The sequence below is a fragment of the Microvirga lenta genome (genome assembly GCF_020532555.1).
In the GTDB taxonomy this organism is placed as follows: Bacteria; Pseudomonadota; Alphaproteobacteria; order Rhizobiales; family Beijerinckiaceae; genus Microvirga; species Microvirga lenta.
Genome location: NZ_JAJBBR010000005.1, coordinates 365205 through 380687 on the forward strand (window position 1 = coordinate 365205; position 15483 = coordinate 380687).

General features: G+C 58.2%; 16 protein-coding genes and 1 tRNA gene. 4 read left to right on the forward strand and 13 right to left on the reverse strand.

What is annotated here, in order from left to right:
* Positions 1-41: 41 nt before the first annotated feature.
* Positions 42-1331 carry a UDP-N-acetylglucosamine 1-carboxyvinyltransferase gene (gene murA / locus LGR44_RS10120; protein ID WP_226739963.1) on the reverse strand — a complete coding sequence of 430 codons (1290 nt, stop codon included), beginning with the start codon at positions 1329-1331 and terminating at the stop codon, positions 42-44.
* 390 nt (positions 1332-1721) lie between these two features.
* Between murA and hemA the strand changes: the two genes are divergently transcribed.
* The 3 genes from hemA (at position 1722) to LGR44_RS10135 (ending at position 5312) form a co-directional block, all read left to right on the forward strand.
* Positions 1722-2948: a 5-aminolevulinate synthase gene (hemA, locus tag LGR44_RS10125; RefSeq protein ID WP_226739965.1), complete on the forward strand. Its 1227-nt coding sequence runs from the start codon at positions 1722-1724 to the stop codon at positions 2946-2948.
* 74 nt (positions 2949-3022) lie between these two features.
* Positions 3023-3097 (forward strand) — tRNA-Thr (locus LGR44_RS10130).
* Positions 3098-4484: 1387 nt separating this feature from the next.
* Positions 4485-5312, forward strand: a complete 828-nt coding sequence (locus LGR44_RS10135; protein ID WP_226739967.1) for a hypothetical protein — start codon at positions 4485-4487, stop codon at positions 5310-5312.
* Between the two features lie 166 nt (positions 5313-5478).
* On the opposite strand, the gene LGR44_RS10140 is transcribed toward LGR44_RS10135, so the two are convergent.
* Both LGR44_RS10140 and LGR44_RS10145 read right to left on the reverse strand, forming a co-directional pair.
* On the reverse strand, positions 5479-7206 hold the full coding sequence (locus tag LGR44_RS10140; RefSeq protein ID WP_226739969.1) for a KAP family NTPase: 1728 nt from the start codon (positions 7204-7206) through the stop codon (positions 5479-5481).
* Between the two features lie 630 nt (positions 7207-7836).
* Complete coding sequence (locus tag LGR44_RS10145; RefSeq protein WP_226739972.1) at positions 7837-8592, reverse strand: hypothetical protein; 756 nt, start codon at positions 8590-8592, stop codon at positions 7837-7839.
* A gap of 140 nt (positions 8593-8732) precedes the next feature.
* On the opposite strand from LGR44_RS10145, the gene LGR44_RS10150 reads away from it, so the two are divergent.
* Positions 8733-9431: a recombinase family protein gene (locus tag LGR44_RS10150; RefSeq protein WP_226739974.1), complete on the forward strand. Its 699-nt coding sequence runs from the start codon at positions 8733-8735 to the stop codon at positions 9429-9431.
* An 85-nt stretch (positions 9432-9516) separates the two neighbouring features.
* Here LGR44_RS10150 and LGR44_RS10155 read toward each other — a convergent pair whose 3' ends face one another.
* From LGR44_RS10155 to LGR44_RS10200, 10 genes are all read right to left on the reverse strand, one after another.
* Positions 9517-10131 carry a hypothetical protein gene (locus LGR44_RS10155; protein WP_226739976.1) on the reverse strand — a complete coding sequence of 205 codons (615 nt, stop codon included), beginning with the start codon at positions 10129-10131 and terminating at the stop codon, positions 9517-9519.
* 2 nt (positions 10132-10133) lie between these two features.
* Positions 10134-10571, reverse strand: a complete 438-nt coding sequence (locus LGR44_RS10160; RefSeq protein WP_226739979.1) for a hypothetical protein — start codon at positions 10569-10571, stop codon at positions 10134-10136.
* A gap of 92 nt (positions 10572-10663) precedes the next feature.
* A complete protein-coding gene (locus tag LGR44_RS10165; protein WP_226739981.1) occupies positions 10664-10948 on the reverse strand; it encodes a GIY-YIG nuclease family protein in 285 nt (94 codons plus the stop codon).
* Positions 10945-11714, reverse strand: a protein-coding gene (locus tag LGR44_RS10170) for an IS5 family transposase (RefSeq protein ID WP_226739983.1) whose coding sequence is annotated in 2 segments (ribosomal slippage) — positions 10945-11393 and positions 11393-11714 — 771 coding nt in all. Because the reading frame shifts where the segments join, the coding sequence is not laid out codon by codon here. Before LGR44_RS10170 ends, LGR44_RS10165 begins: the two co-directional genes overlap by 4 nt.
* Before the next feature lie 308 nt (positions 11715-12022).
* Positions 12023-12529 carry a hypothetical protein gene (locus tag LGR44_RS10175; protein ID WP_226739985.1) on the reverse strand — a complete coding sequence of 169 codons (507 nt, stop codon included), beginning with the start codon at positions 12527-12529 and terminating at the stop codon, positions 12023-12025.
* 36 nt (positions 12530-12565) lie between these two features.
* Positions 12566-12808, reverse strand: a complete 243-nt coding sequence (locus LGR44_RS10180; RefSeq protein ID WP_226739987.1) for a hypothetical protein — start codon at positions 12806-12808, stop codon at positions 12566-12568.
* Between the two features lie 152 nt (positions 12809-12960).
* Positions 12961-13809, reverse strand: coding sequence for a hypothetical protein (locus tag LGR44_RS10185; RefSeq protein ID WP_226739989.1), 849 nt, complete (start codon positions 13807-13809; stop codon positions 12961-12963).
* A 39-nt stretch (positions 13810-13848) separates the two neighbouring features.
* Entirely contained in the window at positions 13849-14505 is a 657-nt protein-coding gene (locus LGR44_RS10190; RefSeq protein WP_226739991.1) for a GIY-YIG nuclease family protein, read from the reverse strand.
* A gap of 80 nt (positions 14506-14585) precedes the next feature.
* A complete protein-coding gene (locus LGR44_RS10195) occupies positions 14586-14879 on the reverse strand; it encodes a hypothetical protein (protein WP_226739993.1) in 294 nt (97 codons plus the stop codon).
* The gene (locus LGR44_RS10200) at positions 14876-15337 is read right to left on the reverse strand and encodes a DUF5681 domain-containing protein (RefSeq protein WP_226739995.1); all 462 of its coding nucleotides are present in this window, start codon (positions 15335-15337) and stop codon (positions 14876-14878) included. Before LGR44_RS10200 ends, LGR44_RS10195 begins: the two co-directional genes overlap by 4 nt.
* Between the last annotated feature and the right edge of the window lie 146 nt (positions 15338-15483).

Here is a 15483-nt window from a genome sequence, read left to right on the forward strand (position 1 = left end):
AGCCGCCGCTTTCCACGGCCGGAGCGCGCTTTGCGGCGTCGTCAGCCCCGGAGACGCTCGATCTCGGCGCCGCACCGGGCCAGCTTCGCCTCGAGGGCCTCGAAGCCGCGATCCAGGTGATAGACCCGGTTGATGGTGGTGTCGCCATCGGCCACGAGGCCCGCGATCACCAGCGACACGGACGCGCGCAGGTCCGTCGCCATGACGGGCGCCCCCTTGAGGCTCGACACGCCGTCCACATAGGCGCAGTCGCCATCGAGGCGGATCTGGGCTCCGAGACGGGCCAGCTCCTGCACGTGCATGAAGCGGTTCTCGAAGATCGTCTCGCGGATGCGCGACGTTCCCGAGGCCCGGGTCATGAGGGCCATGAACTGGGCCTGGAGGTCGGTGGGGAAGCCCGGGAAGGGATCGGTCGTGACGTCGACGGCCTGGATGCCGTTGCCGTTCCGGCGGACCCGGATGCCGCTGTGGGTCGGAGAGACCTCCGCGCCCGACTGGCCCAGTACGTCGAGAGCGAATTGCAGGAGTTCCGGCCGGGTGTTCTCGAGCACCACGTCGCCGCCGGTCATGGCGACCGCCATGGCGTAGGTTCCGGTCTCGATCCGGTCCGGCAGCACGTCGTGGTTCGCGCCGCCCAGGCGGGCGACACCCTCGACCACGATCTCGGACGTGCCGACGCCCTGGATCTTGGCGCCCATCTTGACGAGGCACTCGGCCAGATCCACCACCTCCGGCTCGCGGGCGGCGTTGCGGATGACGGTCGTGCCGTCGGCCAGGGTCGCGGCCATCAGGGCCACGTGGGTTCCGCCGACCGTGACCTTGGGGAAGTCGATCTCGGCGCCCTTCAGTCCCTTGGGAGCCGTGGCGACCACATAGCCGGCATCGATCTCGATGGCGGCGCCGAGCTTGGCCAGGGCCATGATCAGGAGGTCGACCGGACGGGTGCCGATGGCGCAGCCGCCCGGCATGGACACCTTGGCGTGGCCGAAGCGGGCCAGGAGCGGGGCGATGACCCAGAAGCTCGCCCGCATGGTCGAGACGAGCTCATAGGGCGCGCAGGTGTCGATGATGGATTTCGACGTGAGGCGGATCGTCTGGCCGGTTTCCGTGCTCTGGCCGGGACGGCGGCCGGCGATGGAGTGGTCCACGCCGAAATTGCTCATGATCCGCAGGAGGGAGGAAATATCGGCGAGCCTCGGCACGTTGCCGAGTTCGAGCGTCTCCTCGGTGAGGAGGCTCGCGATCATGAGAGGCAGAGCCGCGTTCTTGGCGCCCGAGATCGGAATCAGGCCGTTGAGAGGCGCGCCGCCCCGGATGCGAATGCGGTCCATCTGGATCCCCTTCAGTAATGATTGCCAGAGCTATGCGTCCAGCGGCCCGTCCAGACTAGTCGGACCGCTTGTCGCGCTCGCCGGTAACGCTCAAGCTGCCCTCTTCGGTTCCAGCCGAGGATTCAGCCGGCCTGACCGCCTGCCTCCCCCGGGCCTGAGCCTTGCGCCGCTTCAGGTTTTCTTTCAAAGCCGCCTTCAGGCGCTCGGCTTTCTCTTGCGCTTTCATGTCGGACATGTTTCACGCGACCCATCGTCGCCATGATCAGATAATGGCTTCGCATCCGCCCCTCAACCAGAATATCGATCCTGCGAACTTTGACCGGGATCAATGTCCTCTGGCATCATAGGGCATAAACCCACGGGGTGTTGTGTTGCCCCTCCGGTGAGATGATGAATTACCAAACCTTCTTTACGGAAGCCCTCGAGCGTCTCCAGACGGAACGCCGTTACCGCGTCTTTGCAGACATCGAGCGCCTGGCGGGCCGCTTTCCGGAGGCCCTGTGGCACAGCCCGGACGGCACCCGCAAGATCACCGTATGGTGCTCGAACGACTATCTGGGCATGGGCCAGAGCCGGGACGTGACCCGTGCCATGGTCGAAACGGCCTGGCGCCTGGGCACCGGCGCCGGCGGCACGCGCAACATCTCGGGCAACAACCACCCCATCGTCGAGCTCGAGGCCGAGCTTGCGGACCTGCACGGCAAGGAGGCGGCCCTCGTCTTCACCTCGGGCTACGTCTCGAACCAGACCGGCATCTCCACCCTGGCCAAGCTCATCCCGAACTGCCTGATCCTGTCGGACGCGCTCAACCACAACTCGATGATCGAGGGCGTGCGCCAGTCCGGCTGCGACAAGCAGATCTTCCGCCATAACGATCTCGCCCACCTGGAGGAGCTGCTCAAGGCGGCCGGGGACCGGCCGAAGCTGATCGTGTTCGAGAGCGTGTATTCCATGGACGGGGACATCGCGCCGATCCATGCCATCTGCGATCTCGCCAAGCGCTACCACGCCATGACCTATCTCGACGAGGTCCATGCGGTCGGCATGTACGGCCCCCGGGGCGGCGGCATCGCCGAACGCGACGGCGTCATGCACCGGATCGACGTGATCGAGGGCACGCTCGCCAAGGCCTTCGGCGTCATGGGCGGTTATCTCACCGGCTCAAGAGCCGTGATGGACGCGATTCGCAGCTTCGCGCCCGGCTTCATCTTCACGACCGCCCTGCCTCCGGCCGTTGCCGCGGCAGCCATGGCCTCGATTCGCCACCTCAAGGCCTCCAATGACGAGCGGCAGCGGCATCAGCGCCAGGTGGCGCGGACGAAGGCGGTGCTCACAGGCGCGGGCCTCCCCCTCATGGACACCGTCACCCATATCGTCCCGGTCATGGTCGGAGACGCCGAGGCCTGCAAGGCGGCCTCGGACCGCCTCCTGGAGAAGCACGGGATCTACATCCAGCCGATCAACTACCCCACCGTGCCCCGCGGCACGGAACGCCTGCGCATCACGCCAGGCCCGCTTCACACGGATGCCCATATCGATGCCCTGGCCGCAGCCCTGGTCGAGGTCTGGACCGCGCTCAAGCTTCCTCTCCAACCAAAAGCGCAGGCTGCCGAATAAAGCGAAGAAAGATCGTTTTCGAAGCTTGCGCATGACGCTGGGCTGTGGCAGTAAGCGGCCCTCTTCGTTGGCGCGCTGCCGTAGCTCAGTGGTAGAGCACTCCCTTGGTAAGGGAGAGGTCGAGAGTTCGATCCTCTCTGGCAGCACCAGCAACTTCAAGGACTTAGAGGTTAGAGCCCAGCTCACCTCACCCTCGCAGGTTCGATGAGGGGGTCTTTTTAGGGGTCTTTTTCGCGGACCTGTCAAAGAAACGCTGTCGTCCAGCTCCGAACGATGCCCAGATCCGCAGGGCAGGAATTCAGCGATACTCCCCAAACGGAACGTGTCCACATAATGTAGATCTCAGGGGATGCGGTCGCCAGAAATACCCCCAACACGAAGTGTATCACCCCAATCAGCTGTAAATTGACGCCACTTGCGACCGCTTCCTCGAGCCGTAGATCTCTGTCCAGATCCGCAGATTTCCGAGCCTCGACTTCCTGGGCAAGCCTCTCCGAGAGGCCGTCAAGTTTTGTTGCGGTCGTCTGAGTTAAGCTATCAAGCTCCGCTCCCAGTGATTGGTACTCGCCTTCTAGACGGTGAACTCTTTCCTCCAGAGATTGGTTTGGCGGAGGACCAGTTCTTACCTTAGCTGCCCCAACGACTGCGCCCATCCCACTCAAGCTGGTGGCCGTCAGAGTTGTGTTTACTCTTCGTCGTGGTCGGCGATCCAACCATCTCAGGAAGTTATCCCATGGCCCTGGCTTCCGGAATTGTCTCCGAATGCTGTCCAATCCTGCCGCGACAATTAGGAAGCCTACAAACTGCAGACACATGCCGCTTATCCGAAGATCCCGCTCAAAGCAGGCGAAAACCGCACCGATGACCAGGACAATCACAACTGGCGGGAGAAGTAGGACGAGCAGAATACGCAGGTCCGACAACCATCTTATTATTTGTATTAACATTACGGCACTCACGAATGTAGGAGACGGCCATCCGCTGGGGTTTTTCACCCCAGCGGGCCGGAGGTTGGAGAAGCGGTGAGCCGGTCAGCGCGGCCGCAGGCGCAAGCCGCCGACCGGGGCCTAGGCGACTAGCCTACGGCAGCGATCGCCAATGCGAGCTGACGTATTCCAGGCGGCCGAAGCGGATGCGCGTATAGGCGTTGACCCATACCATCGCGCGTACCCTTTCCTAGAGAAGGGTTGCGAATGGGCGGGCAAGATGCGACAATAGCGGTGTCTAGGCGCTATGCGTCGGGCTACCCGCCCGATTGCGTGGTCACCACAAAGGCCGGTTTCCTGTCCCCACAGGACCGGCCTTTTTCTTTAGTCTCCCCCTAGACGCCGGTGGCCGGGCGCGGGGGCTGATCAAATACAAGCACAAGAACCTCCAATTCGGCGTCTCTGCGACAATGGCATAGCTCTCATATCTCACAAGACCTGTCAACTCTATTCGCGCTAATCGCGATCAACTTAATCGCTATACGCACTCAATATGTTGACAACTCTTCGCGCCTTGGCTATATGATTGCAGCGAATAGCGGAAGGGAATATGGCAATGACCGAGGGGAAAACGGCAGTGACGTTGATGAGAAGCCCTCGCTATCCCATTATCGGGTTACGTGAGGCACTGGATAGAGCGCGGCACGTGTATGAGGCGGACCACCGAAATCGGATCCCAAAGGAACTTGTAGCCAAGCACATGGGCTACAATTCATTGAATGGTAAGTCTCTTGGCGTGATCTCAGCAGTGAGCAAATACGGTTTGCTTGAGGGGCGGGCGGATCAAATGTGGATCAGCGAGCGAGCCGTTGTCATTTTTGAGCACCCACCAGGCGATGCAGAACGTGCTGAGGCCCTACGTGCTGCTGCCTCGGAGCCAGAACTCTTCAACGAGCTCAGTTCGAACTTCCCAGGCAAGGCAAGCGATGCGGCGCTGCGTTCATTTTTAATCACTAAGCGTAAGTTTCTTCCCGAGGCTGCAGATCGGGCTGTTCGCTCTTATCGCGAAACCAAGGAGCTTGTTGAGGCAGAGGGTGGAGAGTATAATGGCGCTGCTGACGACGATCTGGAGCCGCCCACCATGCCGCCGCCCATCATACAGTCGTCCCCGGTAGAGCAAACACGTATGCACTCCTCCCACCTCACCTATGCAGGGCCAGAGGTCTATGGGGGGCACCGAAGCGAGCCTGCGCTAGAAGCAGCTATAGGAATGCGGAAAGAGATCATCACGTTGGATGAGGGCGATGTGGTGATCAGTTTTCCCGAGGGCCTATCGCTAGCGAGCGTAGAGGATTTGAAGGACCATCTCGAATTATTCGTCCGCAAGGCGCAAAGACGGGCTGCAGCGGAGCAGAAAGCCGAAGACGCCGACAGCTGACACGCGCTGTCGGCATACATGGTAAAGCCCGGCTAGATGGCCGGGCTCTTTATCTTCGATATGAAGACCGACTTCTCCTTCGGAATCCACATCGAGACGATCCATGACGCGCTCCCAAAGTTGTCGGCGGATCGACAAAGAGCGGAGTCAATTGATGGTGCAGCTGTTATTCTGCGCCCGAAGCCTCGGGCGCAGCCTCTGACTGTATCTCCAAGTCGGGCTTCTTGACGTGCACTCCAAACTTCGTCACTCGGCGAGCATTAACATCGGACTCTTCGCCGATTCTCGTGAGAGCTTCTTTCGTCCGTTTAGAGATCTCTTTCATTGCGGGCGAGGCATTCACAACTCCTTCAAACTGCAATGCTCCTGCTATGATCCTTCTCAGGTTCTGCCCGGAACTTTCTTTCAAGATGCGGTAATACTCGTCCACGGGCATCGTTGCTAACGCGGCGAGCGCATCACCGTCCCAACCATCCTTAAGGCGCAAAAGCAGTGCCGGCAGGTCACGCTCTTCCGATATGGTAGCGAGTTTCGCGTTGAAGGCGTCTACGATCTCGGGGTCAGTGATGTCACTCCCAAAGGCATATTCTTCAAGGTCGAAGAACTTACGGCTCTCATCTCGGTTCGCGACATAAAACTTTATCATCTCGGACGCCTGAGCGTCCCGTCCAAGCTCTCTGAAAAGGCTAACTGTGCCGTTCAGGTTCAGCGGTGAGATGTGATTGTAGTTCTTCATAAAGGAAGAATAGATCCCATCCAGCACTTCATCTTGATTGTTATCAAATGAATCGTGATATTTGCGCCAAGCCTCTTCGAATGAACCCTCAGCCCTCGCTGCCAAGATCTTCTCGCGGATCTCTTTAGCATGCAGCTCGACCTTCTCAGGATCGAAGTAGCCATTCCGCACGCCATCAATAAGCACAAGGTCAAACTCGTCGGTCGACATATAGCCATACGCATCAAGCAATGCATTCCAGGCTGTTTCTTTTTCTGGAGTGTCCTGGCTCTTCTTGAGCCCGAATAAACTCTTCGGTCTCTTGTGTATTAGATAATCCAGCGTTGGCGCCTCATCGGGCTGATAGTAGGACCATCCAATCAGTGCTAATGAAGATGTAGCTCGATCAAACACTTCAGCATCTTCTTGAAGAAGTGGCTTGATGGTGCGAACGAGACGCTCGATCTTTTTAATCACGCGAATGTTCCGAATACCAAGCGAGGAGCACCGGTCCCGTATAAGTTGGCTGTCGGTATCAGCGTCAGGAAGCGCAACCGATACGCACTCTTGTGCCGTTGGCGCGAACGTGAGTGACACATCTACCACTTTCTCCAGATATGCTTCGAACTTCTGCCTATCTGGACTAGCGAGAGCCTCATCATTCAATAGGAGGACAACCTTGCAGCCCCTCTCTTCCTTAAGGAACGAGGTCAATCCAAGCACATCGGCTGACTCAAGCTTGGATCCCTTACGCTCAAGATCGTCGATACAGACGATTTGATTGCGAACTGTCAGGAAGAAGGCCGGTGCTGCACCACTTAGATAGCTCTTCGCACCCGGGATGAGGTTGGCCAGCCATGCGTACTTTCTTCCGAACCCTTCAGCTGACTCGACTGTCGATTTTAAGGTATCAAGGCTGGCCTTCTGATGGACTTGGTCCTTTTTTACCGTGCCTTCAAAAATCGCGTACTTAACCTCGTCAAGAGAGTTGACGCCAAATAGGGAAACATAGGCGTACCTTTCCAACCCTATACCTGCGGTTCTTTGACTAGCTTCTTGAAGGTAGCGCCTCCAGCTGAATGTCTTGCCAACACCCCACTTCCCTTTAATGCATAGTACTTCGGGCGTCTTCGATGCTAGAAAACGCGAGATTTCATTCTTCACCAACTCCGTCGACAAATTGTTCCTCCAAATTATTGCTTGCTTGAGTAAGGCTCCGCTGCGGGTCAAACGTGCGAACGAGGTCTGACCGTTCTACCGCTGTCAGGTGATGCGCCGTCGATAAAGAAAGCAGAGCGCACCGCAATAGGTTATTAAGGCATGACCTGCTCGACGCGGCAGCTCGCAGACGAGACATCCCGCCCAGAGCGGGGTTTCACATTAATCATCCCTCGACCTGGGGTAGCTCCTGGGCCCAAATTGTTCACGGCTGCGACGCTGGAGCCAATCAGCTTCTTGTCAGCGTCATAGGCTGAACACATAAACATTACCCCGCTATAAGTTACGGGACTTTTGTTCGTCACCTCGAACAATATGCGTGCGAAGCTTTCGACCGCCGCTGGGGTAATCTGGCCCACCGTCACAGAGATGAAGTCTGCGGGACGCGACTGAGCAGTGGCTGGCGCGACCATGAGCAAAAGACCCGCTACGCCAATCGAGGCCCGCTCTATGCAAGTCTTCGTAAAATTTGTAGTGAGACCTTCCATATATTCCCCCTTTGCCTTGTCGATGCTGGCATAGCCAAGCAGCGTCCTCAATACCAGGTGGTCGCATCACACGGCTATTTCCGCTGCGATAGAACTTGGCTTTTCATTCCTCGACCCTCCTGCGCAGGTCCTCGATGTATTCGGCGGTCGTAAGCGGGTAGTTGATGGGGCGTCGGCGGGTAATGTCGCTCAGCCGGGGAATGCGGTTGTTGGCGCAGATCTCGGCTTCCGTCAGTGAGACTATCCCGCGACCGTCGCGCCCTTCGGCCAGACACTCCACCCGCCACTGTTCCGCCGCTTCCTTGAGGTGGCTCGCGGCTTCGAGATCGAACCTCCGGACACGGCACCGGATCGTCTCGACGCTCCGCTTGAGATCCGCCACAGCCGGAGCGTCCGACAGGTTCTGGTGGAAGATGCGGCAGGCTTCCGTCTCGCTGACCTGCTCGCGCTCCTTGATCGCCCGGACCGCGCCGGAGGCCCAGGCCGTGGCCATCTCCGTGTTAGCATCCGGTGCGGGGTTTCCCGCCGCTCGGCCTTTCGTAGAGCCGCGCAGGAACTTCCAGATTGGGTGATTTCGTCCATCAAGGAGGGCATCGACCAGCGAAAGCGCCTCCAGCACCCCGGCGTCAGCGGCCTGCATCTTCGCGGGCGACTGATCCGAGAGGAGCATCCTCGCGAATTGAGCTTGGATCGCCAGGAGGGCGGCGGCCACTCGCTTCACATCCGGAGGCGCGTCTCCATCGACCTCGCGACCTTCAACGGCTCGCCTGACGTGATCCCGGACCTCGCTCGCGAAGAGCGCATCAGCCTGCGAATAGTCCTCCTTGAGCTTGGCAACCTTGGTATCGAGCTTCGGCATTAGACAACCCTTCTTCATCTTCAGGTTGAATATCGCTTGCCTTACAACCTAAGTCTCACGTTATAATCTGTCACTTCGGTTGGGTGCGGGTTTCGATTGCCCACACCTTTGCGCTTTCCGGAGAATGAGAAACGAAAGGGATGCTCAACATCATGCCCCGTAAGGCTTTGACCCAGGCTGTCGCCTATCTCCGCACCTCATCAACAGCCAACGTTGGAGCCGATAAGGACAGCGACAAACGCCAGCGAGCCGCCATCCAGGACTTCGCCAGCCGGGACGGCTTCAGGATCGAAGCCGAATTCTATGATCCGGGTGTCTCCGGGGCTGACCCCATAGAGAGCCGTCCAGGCTTCGCGGCCCTGCTCGATAAGATCGAGGGCAATGGCGTCCGGGTGGTCATCGTGGAGGATCCTTCGCGCTTCGCTCGCGATCTCGTCACTCAGGAACTCGGCATCCTCGCATTGATTGAGCGCGGGGTGCGCGTCCTGACCTCAACCGGGGATGACCTCACGAATACGGATGATCCCTTTAAGGTCGCTATGCGTCAGATTGCCGGAGCCTTCGCGCAGTTGGAGAAGGCGCGGCTCGTCAGCAAGCTCCGCGTGGCGCGGGAGCGGAAACGGGCCACAGGGACGAAGGTCGAAGGCCGGAAGAGCTATAGCGAGATCAATCCGGCCATGGTCGCTCTCGCGAAGAAGCTCCATCGCTATCCGGTCAACAAGCGCCAGCGGACCTTGCAGGAGGTATCGAGCGAGTTGGCGAAGGCCGGTTTCCTGACCAGCACCGGGAAGCGCTATTCCCCGGCTGCGATCTCGAAGATGGTCAGCGCGAAGGCCTGACGTGAATAGGCCGCTTAGAGCCATGCAGAGCCCTAAGCGGCCAGATCGAGCGCAGAAGGGAAACCGGCCCCGCGCCCGTAGCTGATTAGCCTACCTTCGGCAGCGTATAGACAACGCGCTCTTGAGGCTCCGGCCAGATCGAAGGACCGTTGCGCTTGAAGGCTGGGAGTTTCACGGCCAGAGCGAGCCGCGAGCCGCTTTGGGGCGAGTTCGGCGCTCCGCAGGCCAGATCCTCAGCGCTCGCCAGCCACTCCGCACCCTCCGGCCTCACAGCGTTGGCCTCGCGGACCTTCGCGGCGTTGGCATCCAGCCGGGAGAGGATATCAGCGATCTGGCCGGCAAGCTCCGGATACTTGGCGAGATCCTTCGCCAGCGCGTCACGCTCTGCCCGAACCTCTTCATAGAAAGCGCGGTCAGCGTCAGCCTTCTCGGCTTCCACAGCCTGAGCATGAAGCGCTTGAAGCTCCGTGATCGAGGCTTCGAGCCGTTTGACCTGAAACAGCGCTTCCTCGCGATCCTTTCGAGCCTTCTCCACATCGCGGATTGATGTGCGCGGATTAAGAGCGATGTTGTCGAGCCTAGCAGCCGCTGTTTCCTGCCTATCCCGCTCGCCTTTTGCATCATCAATCAGAGATGCGATCGCGCTAGATCCCTCCGGCTTGTCGAGCATCGCGGCGATGCGATCAAAAACGTTGACCATGATTAGTGTCTCCATGCGTCGGAAAGGTTGGCCCGCATTGCGTCGTAAGCGGACTGAGGATCAGAGGCGCTATCGCCAATCTTGAGGCGGGCGAGATCGCACGTGCCCTCAAGGTAATCAGCGGCCTTGATGTTGTTCGGATCGTTGGAGCGCTTGAGTTGGCTCGCAACGCTCGCCCCATCAGCCAGAGCCTGACGGATCAGGAACGTATCGCCGGAAGCCAGATCCGACATCACCCGCGCATATCGCGCGGAATACTCGCGTGGGATGTTTCCAATTGCGTCTTGGATCGAAACGCTCTCGCCGGTGGAGGCGGGCTTACTATCCATCGCTAACATCGACCGGCTGACGCCGTAGCCGTCTTTAAGTCTTCCATCAGGTCCCAGCGCTTCCGCGTCTGAGACCGGCACACCCGATCTGTTTACATATCGACCGCTCATCGTTGGTCTTCTCCCTAGTTCGATGAGAGAAGTATCGAGCCGAGGTCCCAGGTCTTAAACTCTGTGATGTAACCTTTTGCGGATTAAGCTATTCAGATCCGGTTCCAAGGTAGCGCCAGGGCCGCACGCAGAGCAAGCTCCATTGCTTTGTAGTCATCGGTCTGGAAAAACCAAAGCGACACGCACTCGCCGCGCTCCGCAGCGAGGTAAATCAGGTTGTTCAAACGGCAATTGGTTTCCTGTCCGCCCTTATAGCAATTGCGTGGCGAAATATTGCCATAGCCGGAGTTGAACCGGCTCGAAAGGTTGGCGCATTCGCCGACATACTGAACCTCTCCGTCAATGGTCAGGATGTAAACGCCGCTAAGGCGTGTCATCGCTTGATCCAATCGAGTGTCGCGGCAAGGCAGAGAATGCCCATGAAAGATTGGGCAGTCTTTTCGTAGCGGGTTGCAACGGCTCGCCATTCCTTCAATCTGGCCCAGAGCCGCTCGACAACATTGCGGTTGTTGTAGATCCAGTCGGGGCATGCCACCGGCGCCTCATGACGCTGCGGCGGGATAGCGGGGCGTGCGCCGATGCTCCAGACATGCTCGCGAAAGCCATGGCTCGTGTAGCCGCGATCTCCGACCACCCATGTTGGCACACGCGGCAGTTGCTCCAGCAGCGGGATGGCATGGGGCAGCTCATGCGCTTGACCGGGCGCGATCCGAAACGCGATGGCGTGGCCAGAGGCGTCAGCGATCACGCAAGCCTTGGTGCCATAGCCGCCACGAGACCGGCCAAGTGCTTCACGATCGTCTCGTTGAGCTTGAGAGCCCCTTTTCGGCGTGCCCCGGCGGCCTTCTGGTGCGCCCGCACGCTCGTGCCATCGAGAAACACCATCCCGAGCTTGATCCCACATTCCTGAACAAGGGTCAGCAAGCGCTCCCAGACGCCAGCGCGTGCCCAGCGGATGAAGATCTGGGCGGCCCGCCACCAGGGTCCCAGCTCCTCAGGGACAGCCCGCCACTTGGCTCCGTTCTGATGCCGCCACAGGATGGCCGAAAGGGTGCGCCGCAGGTCCTGTGGTGGGGTCTTGCCTTTCGGCCGGCATGCTTCAATCAGGGGCTCCAGAAGAGCCCATTGTTCGTCGCTGAGCATTGCTCCTCCTTAGCACGGAGAAGCAAAACGCAAGCCGATCCAATCAGTTCAAGCGACAACACGCCCTAGTCCGATAGCTATTCGGAATTCTGAACTTGCAGAATGGGCCGGAGCCGTACCGATTGAGAAGCACTGTGGCAGCATTCTTGTATCGGCTCTGAGGCATTATCTGAAGGACGGATCCGCTCTCATCGCGCAGAGGCTCAATCTGACACACGTGAGCAAATTCGTAGTCAGCGATTTGTAATGAAGGAGAGTGCATTCGTTAGAGTGAACCAGTGAACCTCAGGGAAGCATCGGATTGCTGTTCAACCGCCAATGATCCAGCGCCCCGCCTGTTCAAGCGCCCAGTTTATGACGCGCTTCGAGACTTCGCTTCGGACTTGGCCCGCCTCTTTCTTCGCCTCCGCGATCAACACATCACCGACCGATTGATTGGAGGATGTTTCCGGGAATAGCTCTTTAGGCTTGAGCGCTAGGATGCTCATTCCCTTCAAAGTCAGGCCATAGAAAGCCATCGGGCTTTCGGCAGCTTTCTCCTCTGTCGAAGAGGCTCTTGGGTGCATAGGAACTTGCCGGATCAATCCTTCGTCTTCGAGGAAATCTAGCGTCCGATAGTAGATCTCGTGGAGGCGCTCATCCTCCCGGACAAGCGTTCCCATCATCACCATGATCGGAAGGCTTGAGGGGATTGGGTGCTCATCTAGCAGAACGCCAAGAATCTGCCCCATCGTGTCATAGAAAAGATCAACGTTCCGGACTTGCTCGCCGGAGTGATATCGCTCTCTTACCCAAACTTCGCCCTGGTCAGACATTCGCCCCTCACTCTACCCTAGACAGGCAATCTTCTCTCAGCGCGGCGTCTTTGTAAAAGCATCATCAGGAATGTATGCTCTCACATACTCGATGAGCGTCTTCATATCCTCACCTAACTTCCACTCCCAACCTACGTCCCGTCCGCTCAATGCGCCGCTCGATCCCCTATCGAGGAAGTAGTTGGCGAGCACCTCCATATTGTCAGTTAGTTCTCTGACGTTCTGGTGAGGCGGAAGCTTCTTATAGAGCCGTCCTAAGCCGGAGAGATTGCTGAACATGCAAGGCATCCTACGACGTAAGTGATTGAATAGCATGAAGCTATCCAAGCTTATCGTTCATGTTTCTTCGGAAAGCGCAACTGCCAGCGCGCAACGCTGGAAAGATGTCTTTCCGGCGTCGCGCCTAAACGAGTTGATACACTAGGCTCAAACTAGCCTCGTGATTGGCGCTCCGCTTTGTAGTCAAAGTGTCGGGACACTGCGGCGACTAATGGTGTCTTGTGGAAGGTCCATCGCTTGTTCTCATCGAAAATTTCGACAAAGATGTCTCCCACGAGACTAGGCATGAAGGCTTCAAAGTGGCTAGCCAATGCAAGATCCAGAACGCGTTGCATGAGATCGGCCATCGAATTAACGTCCTTGACCGTCTCGAAGCCGATATCCTGTCCCTTCTCAAACCTTTGTAGGTCCTTCCCAATGTTTTGCGAAGAAACATGAACATGGGTTGATAGTTTCGAATAAAGGTCGAGCGCCGCGCTCCTGAATATCTCAGCACCAGCATCATCGATCATCTTGAACTTTAGGCTCTTAACAATACCTGCAAACCGTTCCCTGCCTAAGTCGTCAAGCGCGCCAACCTTTGCCTTAACATCAGATAGCTTCGAGATCGGCTTTTCGCGCCTACTATCCGAGATCTCAGGAGATCCAGTATCCAGCCAAAGTGCTTTCACTGATGCCTCTACGAGAAACCGGAGTTCCCTTCTCGCTGGAGTATGGAACCCCTCTTTGATCAGTTGTCCGGCGGATATCACACACTCGGCGAACTGTTGCTTCATCCTTAAACTGATGAACTCCTCGTAAAATGGAGGCCAGCGCGTTGACTGAAAATCTATCGCGTTGATTGCCTCACCATACTCCCAAACGAGCTTGTCGACACGTTTAAGGGCCTGTTGGAAGGGCTCGCTCGCTCGAAGCTTTTCGTGCTCGTCGATCCGAGCCTTGCGCTTTGCAAAAATGTCTTTGAGGAGATCTTCGGGATTTTCCATTGGGTCAGTGGACATATGTCAGACACGAGAGTTAGTTACTGCTCTTGGATTGTCTCATATGACAGTAGATTGTCCTTTAAGCAACGTCGATCCAGCCGCCCTGCTTCGTGCCCACCACAACCGACGCGCAGCCGCCATCTTCGCTCTCGTCTCGGCCTTTGCGTCCCTCTTCGCCCGATCCAGCATCTTGCGCTTGGCCTTCAACTCCTTGTTGGCCCGCCTCACGGCCTCGCGCTGCTCGATCCGCGCCAGCCGCTCGCGCTCTCGCTGCTCCCGCTCCTCTGGCGTGGTCATCTTGCGCGGAAGCGGCGGCAACTCATGGTCCTTGAGTGCCGGGAACTCCCATTCTTCAGCCTTCACTTGCGCCAGCCGCTCGCGCTCGGCCTCCTCCGTTGCATTGATGCGTTCGCGCTCGATCTCGACTAGGCGCGCCACGTCAGTAGGTGAGAGATCGGGCAAGAGGAAGGATGCCGGGGAAGCATTGAGGATCCGTTGTTCATAGGTCCGGAGATCGCTCGCATTGCAAGCTAGAACGATCTGCACCCGGATCTCGCGGCCTCCGCTCTCGAATGCCTGCTGTAGCTCCGCGCAAGGATGCACACCCGCCGCCAGCAATGCCCGGTGTTGCCTCATGCGGGAGGCTAGGTTGATCGCGGAAGAGAGGAAGGAAGATCCGTCCTTGAAGGTGAAGGAGAAAACGCCAGCGCTCATAGAAAAACCACCTCCGAAATGTCACTTAATTGTGTAACGTTTCAGAGACGGTTTTATAAGTTGAAAGATCTGTCAGTGCTTCAGGGAGTATTGGCGTCTCGCCTATACTCTGGCCTCACGAAACTCACCCCAAGGTTCAACGATCCCCAGGCGTCTCTAATCTGCCGAACCTCTTCCTCAGTGAGCGCTCGACCAAGGTCCACGGTCGCCGGATCTTCGCCGCGCTCTTCCGCCTCAATCAGACGGCTCAACACCTCCTGGCGATACCACAAGCCGTCCAGGCAAAAGATCGGCTCCATCTGCCTTTGGTTCTTGCCTACTCCTGCCTTCGCCTTGAGTGCCTTGAGTTGGCTTTTCAGGGTTTGGTTGCTCATGCTTCGTCCTTCCCTTCGATGTGCTCGCGGAGAGCCTTGATTTCGTCAGCAAGCTCAGATGTCTCGATGCTCTTCCTCCGAAGCTCCAGGATCGCCGCAACCTGCGTGGCTTCCTCCGGCGTTAGCTCGCCAGCGCCCACGGCCTGCAACAGCCGCTTGAAGCCATCGGCCACGCCATCAGCGTCCATCGTCTCAGGAACGTCGAATGTCACTGCGCGGCCTTTCCGGACTGGCGCCATTCGGTCCATGATGATGCGGGCTGCGGTCATGTCTCCGTTTCGAGCCGCATTGATGACGGATCGGGTGACGGCTTCGAGATCGTCGCCCATCAGTTTCTCGGCCAAAGCCGTTCGCTTGTTGCGAGCACCCTTTGGCCTGCCGGAGTTCCCCGGCTGGAACGGCTTTCCTGGCACTCGCTTCTTCTGCGTTTTCGCTGCGTTGTTTACCTGATCGTCCATATTCAGCCCCTCTTCTCGATTTGCAGGCTCGTCGTGCTGCGCCCCGTGTCCAGCGGCTGGCTTTTCTCGATCTCTGGACCTTGGGTAGCCAGAAGCTCGCGAATGGGCGTCCGGAGCCAATTTTGTAGGCTCGCTGGTTGGCGGCT

What these genes read in the sequence shown, in the direction of transcription:
- LGR44_RS10150 (WP_226739974.1), top strand. Translation starts at nt 8,733, where the DNA reads ATGCTCAACATCATGCCCCGTAAGGCTTTGACCCAGGCTGTCGCCTAT.
- LGR44_RS10180 (WP_226739987.1), bottom strand. Translation starts at nt 12,808, where the DNA reads ATGTTCAGCAATCTCTCCGGCTTAGGACGGCTCTATAAGAAGCTTCCG.
- LGR44_RS10190 (WP_226739991.1), bottom strand. Translation starts at nt 14,505, where the DNA reads ATGAGCGCTGGCGTTTTCTCCTTCACCTTCAAGGACGGATCTTCCTTC.
- LGR44_RS10135 (WP_226739967.1), top strand. Translation starts at nt 4,485, where the DNA reads ATGGCAATGACCGAGGGGAAAACGGCAGTGACGTTGATGAGAAGCCCT.
- LGR44_RS10200 (WP_226739995.1), bottom strand. Translation starts at nt 15,337, where the DNA reads ATGGACGATCAGGTAAACAACGCAGCGAAAACGCAGAAGAAGCGAGTG.
- LGR44_RS10145 (WP_226739972.1), bottom strand. Translation starts at nt 8,592, where the DNA reads ATGCCGAAGCTCGATACCAAGGTTGCCAAGCTCAAGGAGGACTATTCG.
- murA (WP_226739963.1), bottom strand. Translation starts at nt 1,331, where the DNA reads ATGGACCGCATTCGCATCCGGGGCGGCGCGCCTCTCAACGGCCTGATT.
- LGR44_RS10165 (WP_226739981.1), bottom strand. Translation starts at nt 10,948, where the DNA reads ATGACACGCCTTAGCGGCGTTTACATCCTGACCATTGACGGAGAGGTT.
- LGR44_RS10160 (WP_226739979.1), bottom strand. Translation starts at nt 10,571, where the DNA reads ATGAGCGGTCGATATGTAAACAGATCGGGTGTGCCGGTCTCAGACGCG.
- LGR44_RS10155 (WP_226739976.1), bottom strand. Translation starts at nt 10,131, where the DNA reads ATGGTCAACGTTTTTGATCGCATCGCCGCGATGCTCGACAAGCCGGAG.
- LGR44_RS10195 (WP_226739993.1), bottom strand. Translation starts at nt 14,879, where the DNA reads ATGAGCAACCAAACCCTGAAAAGCCAACTCAAGGCACTCAAGGCGAAG.
- LGR44_RS10175 (WP_226739985.1), bottom strand. Translation starts at nt 12,529, where the DNA reads ATGTCTGACCAGGGCGAAGTTTGGGTAAGAGAGCGATATCACTCCGGC.
- hemA (WP_226739965.1), top strand. Translation starts at nt 1,722, where the DNA reads ATGAATTACCAAACCTTCTTTACGGAAGCCCTCGAGCGTCTCCAGACG.
- LGR44_RS10185 (WP_226739989.1), bottom strand. Translation starts at nt 13,809, where the DNA reads ATGTCCACTGACCCAATGGAAAATCCCGAAGATCTCCTCAAAGACATT.